General features: G+C 59.1%; 13 protein-coding genes and 1 tRNA gene. 13 read left to right on the top strand and 1 reads right to left on the bottom strand.

Going from position 1 to position 18,055, the window contains the following annotated elements:
• Positions 1–37: 37 nt before the first annotated feature.
• Positions 38–113 (bottom strand) — tRNA-Asn (locus OXR04_RS01480).
• A gap of 505 nt (positions 114–618) precedes the next feature.
• Between OXR04_RS01480 and OXR04_RS01485 the strand changes: the two genes are divergently transcribed.
• The 13 genes from OXR04_RS01485 to OXR04_RS01545 all read left to right on the top strand — a co-directional run bounded on the left by OXR04_RS01485 (position 619) and on the right by OXR04_RS01545 (position 18,002).
• Positions 619–1,542 (top strand): sugar ABC transporter substrate-binding protein, encoded by a 924-nt coding sequence (locus OXR04_RS01485; protein ID WP_009089392.1) that lies wholly within the window; start codon positions 619–621, stop codon positions 1,540–1,542.
• Between the two features lie 32 nt (positions 1,543–1,574).
• On the top strand, positions 1,575–3,059 hold the full coding sequence (locus tag OXR04_RS01490; protein WP_046102148.1) for a sugar ABC transporter ATP-binding protein: 1,485 nt from the start codon (positions 1,575–1,577) through the stop codon (positions 3,057–3,059).
• A gap of 23 nt (positions 3,060–3,082) precedes the next feature.
• Positions 3,083–4,108, top strand: coding sequence for an ABC transporter permease (locus OXR04_RS01495; protein ID WP_181161923.1), 1,026 nt, complete (start codon positions 3,083–3,085; stop codon positions 4,106–4,108).
• 452 nt (positions 4,109–4,560) lie between these two features.
• Entirely contained in the window at positions 4,561–5,478 is a 918-nt protein-coding gene (gene nac, locus OXR04_RS01500) for a nitrogen assimilation transcriptional regulator NAC (protein WP_009089395.1), read from the top strand.
• Positions 5,479–6,341: 863 nt separating this feature from the next.
• Positions 6,342–7,301 (top strand): HTH-type transcriptional regulator Cbl, encoded by a 960-nt coding sequence (cbl, locus tag OXR04_RS01505; RefSeq protein WP_009089396.1) that lies wholly within the window; start codon positions 6,342–6,344, stop codon positions 7,299–7,301.
• Between the two features lie 160 nt (positions 7,302–7,461).
• Positions 7,462–8,919, top strand: a complete 1,458-nt coding sequence (locus tag OXR04_RS01510; RefSeq protein WP_267371426.1) for an NAD-dependent succinate-semialdehyde dehydrogenase — start codon at positions 7,462–7,464, stop codon at positions 8,917–8,919.
• Positions 8,920–9,366: 447 nt separating this feature from the next.
• The gene (locus OXR04_RS01515; protein WP_058958299.1) at positions 9,367–10,836 is read left to right on the top strand and encodes an aldehyde dehydrogenase family protein; all 1,470 of its coding nucleotides are present in this window, start codon (positions 9,367–9,369) and stop codon (positions 10,834–10,836) included.
• 28 nt (positions 10,837–10,864) lie between these two features.
• A complete protein-coding gene (locus OXR04_RS01520) occupies positions 10,865–11,533 on the top strand; it encodes a haloacid dehalogenase type II (protein ID WP_046102145.1) in 669 nt (222 codons plus the stop codon).
• 9 nt (positions 11,534–11,542) lie between these two features.
• Positions 11,543–12,820, top strand: a complete 1,278-nt coding sequence (locus tag OXR04_RS01525; protein ID WP_267371422.1) for an FAD-binding oxidoreductase — start codon at positions 11,543–11,545, stop codon at positions 12,818–12,820.
• 81 nt (positions 12,821–12,901) lie between these two features.
• A complete protein-coding gene (locus tag OXR04_RS01530) occupies positions 12,902–14,509 on the top strand; it encodes an ABC transporter substrate-binding protein (protein WP_140925543.1) in 1,608 nt (535 codons plus the stop codon).
• A gap of 27 nt (positions 14,510–14,536) precedes the next feature.
• On the top strand, positions 14,537–15,493 hold the full coding sequence (locus OXR04_RS01535) for an ABC transporter permease (protein ID WP_009089409.1): 957 nt from the start codon (positions 14,537–14,539) through the stop codon (positions 15,491–15,493).
• A complete protein-coding gene (locus tag OXR04_RS01540; RefSeq protein ID WP_058958297.1) occupies positions 15,490–16,341 on the top strand; it encodes an ABC transporter permease in 852 nt (283 codons plus the stop codon). Before OXR04_RS01535 ends, OXR04_RS01540 begins: the two co-directional genes overlap by 4 nt.
• Positions 16,338–18,002, top strand: a complete 1,665-nt coding sequence (locus OXR04_RS01545) for an ABC transporter ATP-binding protein (RefSeq protein WP_267371418.1) — start codon at positions 16,338–16,340, stop codon at positions 18,000–18,002. The genes OXR04_RS01540 and OXR04_RS01545 overlap by 4 nt, the downstream gene beginning before the upstream one ends.
• Positions 18,003–18,055: the final 53 nt, after the last annotated feature.

The following is an 18,055-nucleotide window of genomic DNA, read 5'->3' on the forward strand; positions in this document are numbered from 1 at the left end:
GCCCGCTCAGGTTTCCCTGAGCGGACTTTTCTAATTCTGGCTCCTCTGACTGGACTCGAACCAGTGACATACGGATTAACAGTCCGCCGTTCTACCGACTGAACTACAGAGGAATCGCTTGAACGGGGCGAATATTAGCGGCGCCGATCCCGCTTGTCAAAGCCCTGTTTAACGAAATGCGTTCGGATGCTCGTAAAAGCAGCGGATTGGTGAATTTTTCCCGAATCTGCTGGCTTTTCAAACTGCCAACAGGATCTCACTTTGCGGGCATTTCTCTGCAGATGTTAGAGGCATGTCAAAGTTTTGTTGTTTGCCGATGTCAAAACAGCCGTTTCAGTGCTTTTATGATAAAAATTTCAAAACGAGATTTTATGGAATAAATAAACTGCTTAGCGTTACGGTCGCCACTTTCTCCGGAAACTGAAACGGCAGGTCGGAAGTAACTGTTTGCAGATCAAGTGATTGTGAAAAGGAGTGGTCGATCACAAAAATAGCCAGAAGCCGAAGTCTAACCTCAAAATTCCCGAAACAGACGCCAGACAGGCTGGGTGAATGTAAAAGATATTTTTCATTCGCGGTCACAGCCCCTGAGCAAGTTAACAAATAAGAAGGGTCCCTATGAACATCAAAAAAACGATTGTCGCCTCACTGTTAGCCTGCATGTTACCTGCCGCGGTTATGGCAAAAGATATTTCGGTCGGCGTCTCAATGGCGCTGTTTGATGACAACTTCCTCACCATTCTGCGCACGGCCATGCAGAAAGAGATGCAGAAAGATGGCGTTAAAGGGCAGGTTGAGGATGCAAAAGGCGACGTTTCACAGCAGCTGCAGCAGGTGCAGAACTTTATCGGTCAGGGTGTCGATGCCCTGATCGTCAACCCGGTCGACACCAATGCGGTAAAACCGATTATGGATCAGGCGTCAAAAGCGGGCATCCCGCTGATCTTTGTTAACCGCCGTCCAGGAGCTGAACTCACCGGCAAAATGGCCTATGTGGGTTCCGATTCAGAACTGGCCGGGCGGTTACAGATGGAAGCGCTGGCTAAAGCAATGAACGGTAAAGGCAACGTCGCCATTCTGATGGGTGACCTGGCGAATGAATCGACCCGCGACCGTACCAAAGGTGTGGAAGAGGTGGCCGCTAAATATCCTGGCATCAAAATTGTTCAGAAGCAGACCGCCAAATTTACCCGTAACGACGCGGTGGATGTGGTCAGTAACTGGATGACGGCCGGTGATGAAATCAATGCTATCGCGTCGAACAACGATGAAATGGCGATCGGTGCGCTGCAGGCACTGGGTAAAAACCCGAACAAAATCCTGATTGCTGGCGTCGATGGTACACCGGATGCACTGCAGATGCTGAAGCAGGGCAAGATGGTCGCCACCGTCTTCCAGGATGCGAAGGGGCAGGGCGAAGGCTCGGTGCAGACGGCGATCAAACTGGTGAAAGGCGAACAGGTCCAGAAAATTATCAATATTCCTTACCAGCTGATTACCAAAGAGAACATGGAACAGTTTACCCAGCGTAACCTGAAATAATCGTTCCCGACTCAGCCTGACGGAGGTGATGTATGAACGCGTTTGCGCTTGAAGCCGAAGGCATCAGCAAGTTCTTCCCCGGCGTCAAAGCCCTCGACAACGTCTCGTTGCGGGTGCGTCCGGGAACGGTACATGCCTTGATGGGCGAAAATGGCGCGGGCAAATCCACTTTAATGAAGTGCCTTATCGGGATCTATCGTCCCGATAAGGGCACCATCAAAATTAAAGGGGAGCCGGTGCAGTTTCACGACACCATGGACGCGTTGCGTTCCGGCATTTCGATGATTCACCAGGAGCTTAACCTGGTGCCCTACATGACCGTCGCTGAGAATATCTGGCTGGGCCGCGAGCCGATGAAATTTGGTTTTGTCGATCACGCCCGGCTCAATCAGGTGACACAGGAGCTGCTCAACCGCCTGAATATCCGCCTGAAAGCCGATCGGATGGTGGGCGAACTGAGCATCGCCTCACAGCAGATGGTCGAGATTGCCAGAGCGGTCTCCTGGGACTCGGACGTCGTCATTATGGACGAGCCCACCTCCGCGCTCACGGAAACCGAAGTGGCGCATCTCTTCACCATCATTCGCGACCTGCGCGAGCAGGGCAAAGCGATCATCTACATCAGTCACAAGATGGATGAAATCTTCACCATCACCGATGAGGTCAGCATTTTCCGCGATGGCAGCTGGATCGCCAGCGACCAAACGGAGAAGTATACCCGCCAGTCGCTGATCACCCAGATGGTCGGGCGTGAACTGACCCAGCTGTTTCCGAAATTTAACAGCGCCATTGGCGAAGAGGTGCTGACGGTGCGAAACCTCACCTGCAAAGATCGTTTCACCGATGTCAGCTTCAGCGTGCGGCGCGGGGAGATCCTCGGCGTCGCCGGGCTGGTGGGCGCCGGTCGCAGCGAGGTGATGGAGAGTCTGTTTGGCATGGAGAGCTTTGACAGCGGCGAGATCTTAATTGATGGCGTACCGGTGACGATCGACTCGCCGTCCACCGCGATCGAAAAGGGCATGGCGTTCCTGACCGAAGACCGTAAGAAATCCGGACTCTTTCTGGTGCTTTCGGTGATGGAGAACATGAGCATCGTCAATATGCCGGAGTACAGCGGTAAAAGCGGCTTTGTCAGCCATGTGAAGATGGCGCAGGACTGCATGGACCAAATCCGCCGTCTCAATATCAAAACCCCGACCATGGATCAGATCATCAATAACCTCAGCGGCGGAAATCAGCAGAAAGTCCTGATTGCCCGCTGGCTGCTGGCTCAGCCGAAGATTCTGATTCTGGACGAGCCGACCCGTGGCATTGACGTCGGCGCAAAAGCGGAGATTTACCGCTTAATCAGTGAACTCGCCAACCGTGGCGTGGCGATCATCATGGTCTCCTCTGAACTGCCGGAAATCCTTGGCATGAGCGACCGGGTGATGGTCATGCACGGCGGGCGTATAACCGGCATCCTCGATAAAGAAGAAGCCGATCAGGAAACCATTCTGTCGTTGGCATCCGAATGAGGCGCGAAACCACTATGAGCAATATGAAAGTTACTGCCACCCCGGCAGCCCCGCAGCAACCCTCTTTTTTTGCCAGTCTGCGTCATAAGCTGCCGAAAGATACCGGCATTTTTGTGGTGATGGTGGGGATTGCACTGATTTTTGAAATGTTCGGCTGGTATGTGCGTGACCAGTCTTTCCTGCTCAACACCAATCGCCTGATCCTGATTGTGCTGCAGGTGGCGATTATCGGGATTATTGCCGTCGGCGTGACCCAGGTCATCATTACGACCGGCATCGATCTCTCCTCCGGTTCCGTGATCGCCCTGGCGGCGGTGGTGGCTGCAAGTCTGGCGCAGACCTCCGACAGTCTCTCACCGATGTTCCCGTCACTGGTCAATATGCCCGCGGTCATCCCGGTTGCTGCCGGTATCGGGGTCGGGCTGCTGGCAGGGCTGGTCAACGGGGTGCTGATTACCCGCACCGGTATTCCGCCCTTTATCGCCACGCTGGGTATGATGGTGTCGGCCCGCGGCCTGGCGCAGTACTACACTCAGGGCAATCCGATCAGCTTCCTCTCTGACGGCTTTACCGCCATAGGCCAGGGCGCCATGCCGGTCGTGATTTTCCTGGCGGTCGCGCTGCTGTTCCATATCGCTCTGAAACATACCCGCTACGGCAAATATGTGTATGCCATCGGCGGCAACATGACCTCGGCGAAAGTCTCCGGGATCAACGTTAATAAGTATCTGATCATTGTCTACACCATTGCGGGTGCCCTGTCGGGTCTGGCTGGTGTGGTTCTGGCGGCGCGCGTCAGCAGCGGTCAGTCAAGCATGGGGATGTCCTACGAGCTGGATGCTATTGCCGCAGCCGTTATCGGTGGCAGCAGTCTGATGGGCGGCGTCGGGCGTATCACGGGTACATTGATTGGTGCGGTGATCCTCGGCCTGATTAAAAGCGGATTCACCTTCGTGGGTGTCGATGCCTACATTCAGGACATTATTAAAGGGATCATTATCGTGGCAGCCGTCTCTATCGATATGCATCGCAACCGCAAAAAACGCTGACCGGCAACCGTTGCCCTCTTCAGCGACAGGGAGAGGGCAGCACCTGCTGTTTATTCATCACGGCGCTTCATGATAAGAAATCCCGCTGATAGCGGTTACATCGTTTTCAGGCCGGTTAAGCCGCGATGCAGGCCAGACAGGCCTTCAGCCGATGTCATGCCCTTTCACTGCACTAAAACTGTACAACCCGTCATCACTTTTCTGCACACCCGCCTCGCAGCAAATGCACTGTCACAGTGCGTCCGGGCGGTCTGGCTTCCCGGCTCAGCCATTCCCGATCCTTATTAACCCCTAAGAGGTAATCAGAAACGCTTATTTTCCGGGCCGTTAGGAAAAATCCCGAGCCTGGTCAGGGAGCGAGATTTAAACCTGGCCTGCATCTTGCAAAATCCCTCTCATCAGGCGAAGGACGCAGATCCTATTCGCTATTCAGGGCTAGTGACGGAGGCAAGATGAATTTAAGACGACTGAAATACTTTGTGAAAATCGTCGATATCGGCAGTCTGACGCAGGCAGCGGAAGTGCTGCATATCGCCCAGCCTGCACTCAGTCAGCAGGTCGCCACGCTGGAGAATGAACTGGATCAGCAGTTACTGATCCGCACCAAGCGGGGCGTCACGCCGACAGAGGCCGGTAAGATTCTCTACGGTCATGCGCGCACCATTCTGCGCCAGTGTGAGCAGGCCCAGACGGCGGTCATCAATGCCGGTCAGATCCTCAGTGGTCAGGTTTCAATTGGTCTGGCACCAGGCACTGCGGCCTCTTCGCTGACGATGCCGCTGCTGCAGACCGTTCGCGATCAGTTTCCTGAAGTCCTGGTCTACCTGCACGAAAACAGCGGCAGCGTACTGAATGAGAAAGTGATGTCCGGTCAGCTGGATATGGCGGTGCTCTACGACCGCGCGCCCACCGCCGGGATCAACAGCATGCCGCTGATGAAAGAGGATCTCTATCTGGTGGGCGCCACCGACTGCCCGGGTGCCAGTGTCGATCTGGCGGATGTGGCGCAGATGAGCCTGTTCCTGCCGCGCGACTACAGTGCGGTGCGTAAGCGGGTTGATGAGGCGTTCTCCCTGCGTCGCCTGAGCGCCCGCATTATCGGTGAGATTGAATCGATTTCTACCCTGACCGCCGCCATTTCCAGCGGCATGGGCGTAACTGTATTACCGGAATCCGCCGCCCGTTCGCTGGTGGGGTCGACGGATGCCTGGATGGCGCGCATCAACAGTCCCTCACTCAGTCTGCCGCTGTCGCTGAACATCTCCGCGCGGTTGCCGCTGTCGCCTTCCGCACAGGCGGTGAAAAATATCCTGCTGTCGCTGCTGAACACGCCGCTGAACGAGGAGCGGGAGCTGATGTTAGTGAGTTAATGGTGGGGGGGCCTGCCAGGCGCGGGGCGTTTTCACCTGGCGGTGGGCTGGCTCTGAGAAGGTTTCGCCCGCCAGGCGTGAGGGAGTTTCAGCCTGCCCGTGCAGGCGGACGCGTCAAGGGGCGGACGCCCGCCCCTTAACAATCCCGGCGTCCGGCAGCCTCCGCGCCCCGCGTTGCGGGGTGCCTTCGTCACGCCCTGCGGCCGACGGACCGTCCGGACTCGCCATCCCTGGCTCGTGCCGTCCTTTCGCCGACGTCCTGTCGGCTCATCCTGGCCTCCGGTTGCTCCTCAGCGCGCCGGATGCCTCTCCCACACCCCGCCTTTGAAATCTTATGTTTTCCGGGATGCAGAGCTATCTGCTGGCCTGAAAGCGAAAAACGCCTACGCAATTCTCACCGCGATAAGAGAGCCAGATAAATAGAAAGGTTAACAGCGGGGAGGGAGGCCGTCTGAGCCGCTGAGCGGATGAGGGATTTCAGGACGAGCGACAGGGATGTCGCGAAGAGGCGGGGTCGCGCCAGGGATGGCGCGTCCTGCCGGTCCGTGAGAAATCCGGAAGAAGCGAAGGGACCGCGAAGCGGCGGTGAGGCAGGCCGGAGCCCGGGGTCAAGGGGGCGCGGCGACTGGCGCCCCCTTGTCGGTCGCCTGCAGAGGCGAAGCTGAAACTGCCCAACCTGTTGGGCGAACGAAACCTGCTCAGACTCAACCCGCGCAGCGACCTTCCCCAGCGCCCATTCACGCAACAAACAACCCCACCCCTTTATTCCCTAAAGTCATAAAGCCAAATTTTTTAGTATTTCCCGTTATCAATAATAGTTCTTACCATCACAGAATCAGATTATGTAAAGGGAGGTAAATACCGTGAATTTCCAGCAGCTTAAAATCATCCGCGAGGCGGCCCGCTGTGAATTTAATTTAACGGAAGTCGCTAACACGCTCTTTACCTCCCAGTCGGGTGTGAGTCGGCACATCCGGGATCTGGAAGATGAACTTGGCGTGGAGATCTTTATCCGCCGCGGTAAACGTCTGCTGGGGATGACCGAGCCGGGTAAAGCGCTGCTGACCATTGCCGAACGCATCCTGGATGAGGCGGGCAAAGTCCGCCGCCTGGCCGATGTGTTTACCAATGAAACCAGCGGTATCCTTACGATCGCCACCACCCATACTCAGGCGCGCTACAGCCTGCCGAAGATCATCAAAGCGTTTCGCCAGCTCTATCCGAATGTCCGGCTGGAACTCAATCAGGGCTCCCCGCAGGAGATTGTATCGATGCTGCTGGCGGGGGAGGCGGATGTCGGCATCGCCAGTGAGATGCTGGTCAACAACAGCAGCCTGGCGGCCTTTCCCTGGTTCAGCTGGCACCACGCCTTACTGGTGCCGAAAGGGCATGAGCTGGTACAGAACCAGCCCGTTTCGCTGAGCACCCTCAGCCGCCATCCCCTTATTACCTACCGGCAGGGCATTACCGGCCGTTCCCGGGTGGATCGCGCCTTCCAGAGCGCCGGTCTGAAACCGGACATCGTACTCAGCGCGCAGGACTCCGACGTGGTGAAAACCTACGTTAAGCTCGGATTAGGCGTCGGGATTCTGGCCGACCAGGCGTGTGAAACCGAAGAGAGTGAAGAGCTGGTGCGCATTGATGCCACCCATCTGTTCGATGCCAGTACCGTCTGGCTCGGCCTGAAGCGCGGTCAGCTGCAACGCAACTATGTCTGGCAGTTTCTGGAACTCTGCAACGCCAACCTGTCACTGGAGGAGATCAAGCGTCAGGCGCTCTCGTACAGCAGCGACGACGAGCCGGTTATCGACTTCCAGATTTAATCACTCCGCGCATCCGGCCGGATGCGCCGGGTTTCCCCCACGGCATAAAATTTCGAAAGCCTGCTTAAAACCTCTTCGCCAGCCTCTCTCTCACCCTGAAACAACATCCTGCACTCACCGGGCGCGATAAAGTGGAAGCAGCTCACTACAGGGGGATGTTATGTCGCAACTTCAACTCAACGACAGCGATCTGCTGCGCCAGCAGGCGCTGTTTGCCGGATGCTGGCAGGATGCGCAGCAGGGGGCCACGCTGCCGGTTACCAATCCCGCCACGGGTGAAACGCTGGCGACGATCCCGGCGCTGGGATACGCCGAAACGGAGCAGGCCATTGCTTATGCGGAAACGGTACGCATCAGCTGGGGCAGGACACCCAATGCCAGCCGTGCCGCGCTGCTGGAGAAGTGGCATCAGCTGATTATTGAGAATGCCGATGACCTGGCAATCATCATGACCGCCGAACAGGGTAAACCGCTGGCAGAAGCCAGAGGGGAAGTGCTGTACGGCGCCAGCTTTGTGAAATGGTTCGCCGAAGAGGCGCGCCGCATTTATGGCGATACCATTCCCGCGCCCAGCGAGGACCGCCGCATTCTGGTGCTGAAACAGCCGGTCGGCGTGGCCGCCGCGATTACGCCGTGGAATTTCCCGATTGCGATGATCACCCGCAAGGTAGCGCCTGCGCTGGCGGCTGGCTGTCCAATCATCGTCAAACCTTCAGAACTGACGCCGCTCTCCGCGCTGGCGCTGGCCGTGCTGGCAGAGCGCGCCGGTTTTCCGTCCGGGGTATTACAGGTATTAACCGGCCTGCCCACGGAGATTGGCGCGGCCCTGACCGGGAGCCGCACGGTGCGCAAAATCTCCTTTACCGGCTCTACCCGGATCGGGCAGTTACTGATGCAGCAGAGCGCCGACAGCATCAAACGTCTGAGTCTGGAGCTGGGCGGAAACGCACCGCTGATTGTCTTTGAGGATGCCGATATCGAGGTTGCGGTGGCCGGGGTCATGCTCAGCAAATTTCGCAACGCCGGACAGACCTGCGTCTGCGCCAACCGTATTCTGGTGCAGCGCAGCATCTATGCGCGCTTTACCGCACGACTGCTGGAGGCGGTCGCCACCCTGAAAGTCGGCGATGGTTTTGCGCCTGACAGCACCATCGGCCCGCTGATCAATGAGCGCGCGGTGGAAAAAGTGAATGGTCATATTGATGATGCGCTGAGCCAGGGCGCAACCCTGCTGACCGGCGGCATCAGCCAGGGCAACGGTACTTTTGTACAGCCTACGGTTCTGGGGGAGGTGACAGACTCGATGCGCATCGCTCATGAGGAGACCTTTGGCCCGGTCGCGCCGCTGTTTATTTTTGACAGTGAAGAGGAGGCGATCGCCATGGCGAATAACACGCCCTATGGTCTGGGGGCCTACTTCTTTACCGAAAACATCCGGCGGGCGTGGCGGGTCGCGGAAGCGCTGGAGTTCGGGATGGTCGGCTTCAATACCGGTGCGATCTCCCTGGAAGTGGCTCCCTTTGGCGGGGTGAAACTCTCCGGCATTGGCCGGGAAGGATCACGTTACGGCATTGACGAATATCTGGAACAAAAAACGTTTCATATCGGCAGTCTGTGAATAAAGAGTAATTAAACGCCAGTCGGGTCATCCGGCTGGCGTTTTTTTTTGGCGGCGATTCCGGATAATTTTTTTCGGCGTCAACGTATCGGGTTTAAAACATAAGAAATGATCCGGGATGTGAAGCGCGTCAGTAAACCGGCGGGGCAGGCTTCAGTTAATCACCCGCCTTGCCCGGAATATCCGCTTTGGTGCAATTTCCGTGCAGGCTGCACCAGCAGGGCGCAGGATTTTTGTGAAGTAAATCATCTGTTTAATTGTTCGGCAATTCCGCAAAAAATCATCCGGCAATACGGCAGAAAATTTTTTTGCGCTGTTTTAAACGCATTTTTATTTTTTGCCCGGCTGGCATACTTTCTGCATTAGCTTATTACCCGCGCAGAAATCGGCGGCTGAAAAAACGAATTAACCAGCAACTGATGGGTGTAACAAATAAGGAATTATTCCATGTTAAGTTTCGACCCTGAAAACGTTTCTCTTCCGGCTGGCCATTATATTGGCGGCCAGCACGTGCAAGGCCAGGGCGCCCTGTCTGAGGTTAAACGCCCCTCAGACGGCCGGGTCTATGCGCAGCTACGGGACGCCACGCCAGAAGATGTCGATCACGCCGTGACCGTGGCGCATCAGGCGCTGAAAACCAGCGGCTGGTCAGGCTGCGCGCCACGGGAACGTGGCCGGGTTCTGCGCCGCTGGGCAGATCTGATTGAGCAGGATCCCCTGCTGGCCCAGCTGGAAGCGCTGGGATCGACCCGACCCATCAGCGACGTGGTGCAGCACGAAATCCCTTTCACGGCCGAAGCGATTCGCTTCTATGCCGAATGCGCTGACAAATACAGCGGCGATCTCTTTCCCACCCGCGACAGCAGCCTCGGCATGCTGATCGCTGAACCCTATGGCGTGATTGGCGCGATTACCCCGTGGAATTTCCCGTTGTCGATGGCGTCGTGGAAATGCGGTCCGGCGCTGGCGGCGGGCAATGCGGTGGTGCTCAAGCCGTCTGAACTGACGCCGTTCTCCACCGTGCGCATGGCCGAACTGGCGATTCAGGCGGGCTTACCGGCCGGGGTGCTGAACATCGTGCAGGGCAGTGGGGCGGTCACCGGCAGTGCGCTGGTGAAACACCCGCTGGTGCGCAAAGTCTCGTTTACCGGCTCGACGCAGACCGGTGCACGCATCATGAGCGACGCGGCACAGTTCGGCATGAAACCGGTCACGCTGGAGCTGGGCGGCAAAAGTCCGCAGCTGGTCTTTGATGATGCAGGCGACACTGAGGTGCTGGCCCAGCGCATTCTGCGCGGCTTCACCGCTAACGGCGGTCAGGCCTGTGTGGCAGGCACCCGCCTGATTGTGCAGCGCAACATCGCCGATCCGCTGGTTGAGCGGCTGGCGCAGCTCTGCCGGGAAGTGAAACCGGGCGTCACCTGGCAGGAGAGCAGCCGCTACGCGCCGCTGATTGATGCGCGCCAGGGCAACAAAGTCAGCTCGGTCATTGAGGCGGCGAAAGCGCAGGGTGCCGAGGTGATTGTCGGCGGCGCGCGTTTTGCCGACACCGACGAGGGCTGGTTCTGGCAGCCTACGCTGCTCAGCCACGTCACCCAGGATAACCCGGCGGTGCAGCAGGAGATCTTTGGCCCGGTGCTGACGGTGCAGACCTTTGATGATGAAGAGCAGGGACTGGCGATGGCGGCACATGCGATCTACGGCCTCTGTGCCGGGGTGCACACGCTGAGCCTGCCGCGTGCGCTGCGCGCCATGCGCGCCATTGACGCCGGCACCGTCTGGATCAACCGCTACGGCCGCTCCGGCGACTTCATCATCCCCACCGGCGGCTTTCTCGGCTCCGGCATTGGTAAAGATTTAGGGCGTCAGGCATTTCAGGCCTGCCAGCGCCAGAAGAGCGTTCTTATCGATTTCTAAGCACAACTGACGACTATGAGGGTGTGACATGGCTCTGTTTAAACCGAAATTTATCACGTTCGACTGTTACGGCACGCTGATTCGCTTCGATATGGCCGGCGCCGCGCAGCGCTGTTTCAGCGACCGCGTCGACCCGGCCGACATGGACGCCTTTACCCGGGACTTTTCAGCCTACCGCCTGGATGAAGTGCTGGGCGCATGGAAACCCTACTACGACGTGGTCAGCAATGCGATTCAGCGCACCTGCAAAAAATGGGGCGTTCGCTGGGAGAAAGCCGACAGCGACTTTATCTACACCGACTGCGCGAGCTGGGGCCCGCATCCCGACGTGCCGGCCGGTCTGGCGAAAGTCGCCGAAGCGTTTCCGCTCGTGCTGCTCACCAACTCAATGAAAGATCTGATCCCGCATCATATTCCGCGTCTGGGCGCGCCCATTCACATGACCATTACGGCGGAAGAGGCGGGTGCCTACAAACCGCAGATGAAGGGCTTCGAGTACATGCTGGATAAGCTCGGCTGCGGCCCGGAGGAGATCCTGCACGTCTCCTCCAGTTTCCGCTATGACCTGATGACCGCACACGATCTCGGCATCAAAAACAAAGTCTGGGTCAATCGCGGCCATGAGCCGGCAAACCCCTACTACGGGTACACCGAAATCAACGACATCGGCGGCCTGCCTGGCGTCGTCGGACTCTGAGGAACCCCCATGAAACTGGAATCGTTCTGGCAGGCCACGGCTCCCGCCTTTACCGGTGCCGCCCGCGAACCGCTGCCGGCCCAGGCTGACGTGGTGGTGATCGGCGGCGGCTTCACCGGCGTCTCGGCGGCGCTCAGCCTGGCGCGCAGCGGGATCAGCGTTGTGCTGCTGGAGAGTGGCGAGGTCATGAGCCAGGCGTCGGCGCGCAATGGTGGCCACTGCAACACCGGTGTGGCGCAGAACTTCGCCGCGCTGGTAGCCAGTCAGGGCCTGGAGCAGGCCAGCCGCTTCTACCGGGCGTTTGACGATGCCGTGAGCTATGTCCGGCAGCTGATCCGGGACGAAGCGATCGACTGCGACTTCCGGCTGTGCGGCAAGCTCAAGCTCGCCAGCAAAGCGTCACACATGGCCGGATTGCGGGAGGCTTATGAACTGATGCGCCGCACCGTTGACCCGGAGATCGCCCTGCTCGACAAAACGGCGGTGCGTGACGAGATCGCCAGCGATGACTTTCACGGTGGCCTGCTGCAGCAGCGTGGCGGTCAGATGCACATGGGCAAGTTTGGAGTCGGTCTGGCCGAAGCGGCCGCCCGTAGCGGCGCAAAAATTTTCCCCCATCACGCCGTGACGAAATTAGAGCGGCTGAAGGGATATCAGCACCGGGTCCACACCGCGCAGGGCTCGCTGCTGGCGGATAAAGTGCTGATGGCGACCGGCTGCTCCAACGTCGGTCCCTTTCCCTGGTTTCAGCGCCGCATCGTGCCGGTCGGCAGCTTTATTGTGGTGACGGAAGCGCTGGACCCGGCGCTGCTGCAACAGGTGCTGCCGCAGGACCGGACCTACGTCACCTCCCTGAATATCGGCAACTACTTCCGCACCACCGCCGATCGCCGTCTGGTGTTTGGCGGGCGCGCCCGGTTTGCGGTCAGCAATCCCACCTCGGACTCCCGCAGTGGCGAGATCCTGCGCCGGGCGATGACGCAGATGCTGCCCCAGCTCGGCCAGGCGCAGGTGGACTACTGCTGGGGCGGTATGGTCGATATGACGGCCGACCGTCTGCCTCACGCCGGTGAACAGGATGGCGTTTTCTACTCGCTGGGCTACAGCGGTCACGGCACCCAGATGTCGGTCTGGATGGGGCGGGTCATGGCCGACCTGCTGGCTGAAAAAGCGACGGACAATCCCTGGCAGCGTGAGACATGGCCCGCGCTGCCCGGTTATCACGGTAAGCCATGGTTTTTACCGCTCGCAGGACTCTATTACAAAGCAAAGGATCGCCTTTCATAACCCCCGTCGGAGGCTGGCTGCCAGGTTGCCAGCACCGTAAGAAAATGATCCCCGGTTCGCCTGACTATTGAGGGTACAGAGATGAGTAAATTTGATAATAACGACGCTGATGCGGTAAATCCGGCACTGACGCGCATGATCACTGAAGGCACACTGTCACGCCGCAGCCTGATGAAAATCCTCTCCGCGGGTGCGGTGATGAGCAGCGGCCTGATCGGTTTTTCCGGGGCAGCACAGGCGGACGATAAGCCCGTGAAGGGCGGTAAACTGCGCGCGGCGATGTCGAATGCGTCGGCCACCGACACGCTCGACCCGGCCAAAAGTAACAACAGCGCCGACTATACCCGCCAGTTTATGTTTTACAGCGGCCTGACCGAGCTGGATAAAAATCTGATGGTGCAACCAGCCCTGGCGGAATCGGTGGAGTCGGGCGATGGCGTCAGCTGGCATATTAAGCTGCGTAAGGGCGTGACCTTCCATGACGGCAAACCGCTGACCGCCAAAGATGTCATCTACTCACTCAGCCGCCACAAAGATCCGGCTATCGCCTCCATCGCTTTCAAGCTGGCCGACCAGTTCAAAACCTTCACCGCGGTCAGTGACAATGAGGTGCTGCTGGAGCTGAACAGCGCCAACTTCGATGTCCCTTACATGCTGGCCACGCCGCCGTTTTTAATCGTGCAGGATGGCACCAAAGATTTCAGCAAAGGGATCGGCACCGGGCCGTTCATCTGCAAAGCCTTTATGCCCGGCGTGCGCGCCATCGGCACGAAAAATCCCAACTATTACAAGCCGGGCCTGCCGCACCTGGATGAGGTGGAGCTGATAGGCGTCACCGACGGCGCCGCGCGCGTCAATGCGCTGATGTCGGGCGATCTGCAGATCGTCGCGGCCATGACCGCCGCCGACTGCAAGCGCATCAAAGCCAGCAGCGACTTCGGCGTGCTGGAGAGCAAATCGGGGATGTACACCAACCTGATTATCCGCACCGACGTGAAGCCGGGAAGCAACGAAGATTTTGTGCTGGCGATGAAATATCTGCAGCCGCGCGAAATGCTGGTGAAAACGGTCCTGCAGGGCTACGGCGACGTCAGTAACGACACTCCGGTGCCACCGTGGCATCCGCTCTACAACGCCGACCTGAAACCGCGCCCGCTGGATGTGGAAAAGGCGAAATTCCACATCAAAAAAGCCGGGATGGCCGGGTCAACGGTGGAGATTGTGACCACGCCCAACATTGAAGGGGCAACCGAAGGCGGTCAGATGATCCAGCAGATTGCGCGCGGAGCCGGGCTCAACATCAAAGTGCGACGCGTGCCGTATGACGGCTACTGGTCGTCGCACTGGACTAAAGATCCCGTGGGATATGGCTCGATAAACCCGCGTCCGACGCTCGACATGCTCTTCTCACAGTTTTATCTCTCTACCGCGCCGAGTAACGAGTCGGGCTGGAAGAATCCGCAGTTTGACCAGCTGGTCGTGGCGGCACGGGGGGAACGCGATCAGGCGAAACGCAAGCAGATGTATGGCGATATGCAGACGCTGATCTATGACCACTGCGGCACCCTCATCCCGACCTTTATCAGCTCCACCGATGGCTACAGCAAAAAGGTCAAAGGAGTGGAAGCCTGGCCGTCGGGCATGATGATGGGGTATCGCTTCCATGAGTTTGCCTGGCTGACCGCCTGATCCGGAACCTGAGTAAGGAGAACGCCGATGAACCGATATATGCTGTTCCTGATTGCCCGGCGAACCGGTGCCGGCATCCTGACGTTGCTTATCGTCTCGGCGGTGGTGTTTTTCATCACCAGCCTGCTGCCGGGTGACGCGGCGCAGATGATCCTCGGGCAGAACGCCACGCCGGAGACGGTGGCGGCGTTACGGCAGCAGCTGGGGCTGGATCAGCCTTTGCTGATGCGTTACGTCCACTGGCTGACAGGCATGCTGCAGGGCGATTTCGGCACCTCGTTTGCCAGCCATCTGCCGGTCGCACAGCTGGTGGCCCAGCGCATTCCGGCGACGTTTGAACTGGCGGGCATTACCACACTGATCTGCGTGCCGCTGGCGCTGATCATCGGCATCATCGCGGCGATGAATCGCGGGTCACGGCTCGATCGGGCGCTGGTTATCGGCACTATGGCGACGGTCGCCGTCCCGGAGTTTCTGGTGGCGACGGTTGCGGTGCTGATTTTTGCCGTCAGGCTGCACTGGGTGTCGGCGATGTCGTTCGGCAGCCCGGACAGCGACCTGCTGAGTTACCTCAAAGCCTATGCGCTGCCGGTGCTGACGCTCTGCTGTGTGCTGGTGGCGCAGATGGCCCGGATGACGCGGGCGGCGATCATCAATCAGCTCGACAGCCCCTATCTGGAGATGGCGCGGCTGAAAGGGGTATCACCGCTCAGAGCCGTGCTGCGTCACGCCCTGCCTAACGCGGTCGGCCCGATTGCCAACGCGATTTCACTCAGCCTCTCCTATCTGTTTGGCGGGGTGATCATTATCGAAACCATCTTCAGCTATCCCGGTCTGGCCAGTCAGCTGGTGGATGCCGTCAGCAACCGCGATCTGCCGGTGGTGCAGCTCTGTGTCATGCTGTTCGCCGCCTGCTATCTGGTGCTGCTGCTGCTGGCCGACATCCTGACTATCGCCTTTAACCCGAAATGGAGAAGCGCATGAATACTCTTCTGCTGCCCTGGCGTTTCTTACAGTCACTCTCCTGGTCTGGCCGGATGGGACTGCTGATCTCCCTGTTCTGGCTGCTGATGGCGCTGTTCGGCACCGCGCTGGCCCCGCACAGCATCGATGATATTGGCGGCGGGCCGCTGATGGGCGGGCTGACGGCGGACAACCTGCTCGGCACCGACTATCTCGGCCGCGACATGCTGAGCCGCATTCTCTATGGCGCGAAGTTCTCAATCGGTCTGGCGCTGAGCGCGGCGCTGCTGGCCAGCCTGGTCGGCACGCTGCTGGCGCTGCTGGCGGCGGTAACGGGACGCTGGCTGGAGGAGTTACTGGGCCGTATCAACGATGCACTGCTGGTGCTGCCGGGAAAAGTGCTGTCGCTGATGATCGTCGCCGTCTTTGGCTCGTCGCTGCCAATGCTGATCCTGACGGCGGTCTTTACCTACTGGCCGGGCGCATTCCGTATCGCCTTTGCCATGGCCAGCTCGCTGCGCAGCATGGACTACGTCCGCGCCTCACGGCTGCGGGGCGAAAGCCGCTGGCATATCGCCATTCACGACATATTGCCTAACATGGTGCACCCGATGCTGACCGACTTTGGCCTGCGATTTGTTTACATCGTGCTGCTGCTCAGCGGCCTGAGCTTTCTCGGCCTGGGCGTGCAGCCACCCTATGCCGACTGGGGCACGCTGGTGCGTGAAAACATGCAGGGGCTGTTTGACGGCTCACCGGCGGTGCTGATGCCCGCGCTGGCCATTGCCAGCCTGACCATTGGCGCCAACCTGTTTATCGACAGCCTGCAGGCGATGCGTCCGCTGACGCTGGCGAAGGAGGGAGCATGAACGTGACACCCCATACGGCCATGCCGGTGATTTCGGTCGATAAACTGCGCGTCACCGCGCAGACCGATCGCGGCGAAGAGATTGACCTGGTTTCCGACATTCATTTTACCGTGCAGAAGGGCGAGGTGCTGGCGCTGATTGGCGAGTCCGGCTCGGGTAAAACCACCATCGCGATGGCCCTGATGGGCTACGCCCGCAGCGGCTGCCGGATTGCCGGGGGCAATATTCACGTCGCCGGCACCGACGTCAGCAGCCTGACGCCAGGCCAGCTGCGCGCCTTTCGCGGTAATAAAGTGGCTTATATCGCTCAGAGCGCCGCCGCGTCGTTTAATCCGGGCATGAAAATCCTCGATCAGGTGATTGAGCCGGTGGTCATTCACGGCACCCTGACCCGCAAAGCGGCGCGGGAAAAAGCGATTGGCCTGTTCCGTGAGCTGGCGCTGCCCAATCCGGAGAGCATCGGTGACCGCTATCCGCATCAGGTGTCAGGCGGTCAGCTGCAGCGTCTGATGACGGCGATGGCGCTGATTGGCGACCCGGACGTGGTGATTCTGGATGAACCCACCACCGCACTGGATGTGACTACCCAGGTCGAGGTGCTGAAAGCCTTTCGCCGGGTGGTGGTGCAGCGCGGCGTCACCGCCATTTACGTCAGTCACGATCTGGCGGTCGTGGCGCAGATGGCCGATCGGATTCTGGTGCTGCTGCGCGGCAAAATGGCGGAATATGGCACGACCGCACACCTGATTGGCGCGCCACAGGCGGAGTATACCCGCCTGCTGATGGATGCGGCGCGCCAGAAAGAGCGGCCCAGCAGCTGGTGTCCCGCGACGGCCGATATTCAGCCGCTGCTGGAAGTGCGCGATCTCTGCGCCGGTTATGGCCCGCGCGACAGGGAAGGCCACCCGAAGGTGCGCATCCTGGAAGACGTCAACCTCAGGCTATGGAAAGGGCAGGCGATTGGCATTGTCGGGGAGTCCGGCTCGGGCAAAACCACGCTGGCGCACGCCATCGCCGGGCTCAACGCCCCGAGTCACGGTCACATCCTGTTTAACGGTCACTATATCGCGGGCGATATGCAGAAACGCCCTGACAACGAGCTGCGACGCATTCAGTATGTGTTTCAGATGGCGGATACCGCCCTGAATCCGGCTCACAGCGTTGAGCGCATTCTGTCGCGTCCGCTGACGCTGTTTCATGGTCTGAGCGGTGCGGCCCGTCAGCAGCGGCTCAATCAGCTGCTGGATCTGGTGCAGCTGCCGCGCAGCGTGCTGGGACGGCGTCCCTGGGCGCTGTCGGGCGGCCAGAAGCAGCGCGTTAATCTGGCGCGCGCGCTGGCGGCTGAGCCCGATCTGATTCTGTGTGATGAGGTCACCTCGGCGCTGGACACCGTGGTGGCGGCCGCCGTGCTCGACCTGATCAGTGAACTGCGCCGGGAGCTGGGCCTCTCCGTAATCTTCATCAGCCACGACATGCATGCGGTGCGCGCCGTGTGCGACGAGATTGTGGTGATGAAAAGCGGGCGCATCGTGACCCAGCTGGCCCGCAGCGACTACGACAAGCCCACCAGCGAGCTCTATTTTGAGCGGCTGAAACGCGCTGTGCCGGAGCTGCGTCAGGGCTGGCTGGATGAGCATGAAGAGATTTTGAAAGCAGAGTAGGTGGCCGCTGGCGTCATGGCGTGCTCCTTTTCATTTACAACAGAGGTCGTTTT

The organism is Pantoea sp. GM_Pan_3 (assembly GCF_026541045.1).
Lineage (GTDB): Bacteria > Pseudomonadota > Gammaproteobacteria > Enterobacterales > Enterobacteriaceae > Pantoea > Pantoea anthophila.

Excerpts from the sequence above, each read along its gene's own strand:
- OXR04_RS01525 (WP_267371422.1), top strand. The coding sequence starts at position 11,543 with ATGAAACTGGAATCGTTCTGGCAGGCCACGGCTCCCGCCTTTACCGGT.
- OXR04_RS01515 (WP_058958299.1), top strand. The coding sequence starts at position 9,367 with ATGTTAAGTTTCGACCCTGAAAACGTTTCTCTTCCGGCTGGCCATTAT.
- nac (WP_009089395.1), top strand. The coding sequence starts at position 4,561 with ATGAATTTAAGACGACTGAAATACTTTGTGAAAATCGTCGATATCGGC.
- OXR04_RS01545 (WP_267371418.1), top strand. The coding sequence starts at position 16,338 with ATGAACGTGACACCCCATACGGCCATGCCGGTGATTTCGGTCGATAAA.
- OXR04_RS01495 (WP_181161923.1), top strand. The coding sequence starts at position 3,083 with ATGAAAGTTACTGCCACCCCGGCAGCCCCGCAGCAACCCTCTTTTTTT.
- OXR04_RS01510 (WP_267371426.1), top strand. The coding sequence starts at position 7,462 with ATGTCGCAACTTCAACTCAACGACAGCGATCTGCTGCGCCAGCAGGCG.
- OXR04_RS01535 (WP_009089409.1), top strand. The coding sequence starts at position 14,537 with ATGAACCGATATATGCTGTTCCTGATTGCCCGGCGAACCGGTGCCGGC.
- OXR04_RS01490 (WP_046102148.1), top strand. The coding sequence starts at position 1,575 with ATGAACGCGTTTGCGCTTGAAGCCGAAGGCATCAGCAAGTTCTTCCCC.
- OXR04_RS01540 (WP_058958297.1), top strand. The coding sequence starts at position 15,490 with ATGAATACTCTTCTGCTGCCCTGGCGTTTCTTACAGTCACTCTCCTGG.
- OXR04_RS01485 (WP_009089392.1), top strand. The coding sequence starts at position 619 with ATGAACATCAAAAAAACGATTGTCGCCTCACTGTTAGCCTGCATGTTA.
- OXR04_RS01520 (WP_046102145.1), top strand. The coding sequence starts at position 10,865 with ATGGCTCTGTTTAAACCGAAATTTATCACGTTCGACTGTTACGGCACG.
- OXR04_RS01530 (WP_140925543.1), top strand. The coding sequence starts at position 12,902 with ATGAGTAAATTTGATAATAACGACGCTGATGCGGTAAATCCGGCACTG.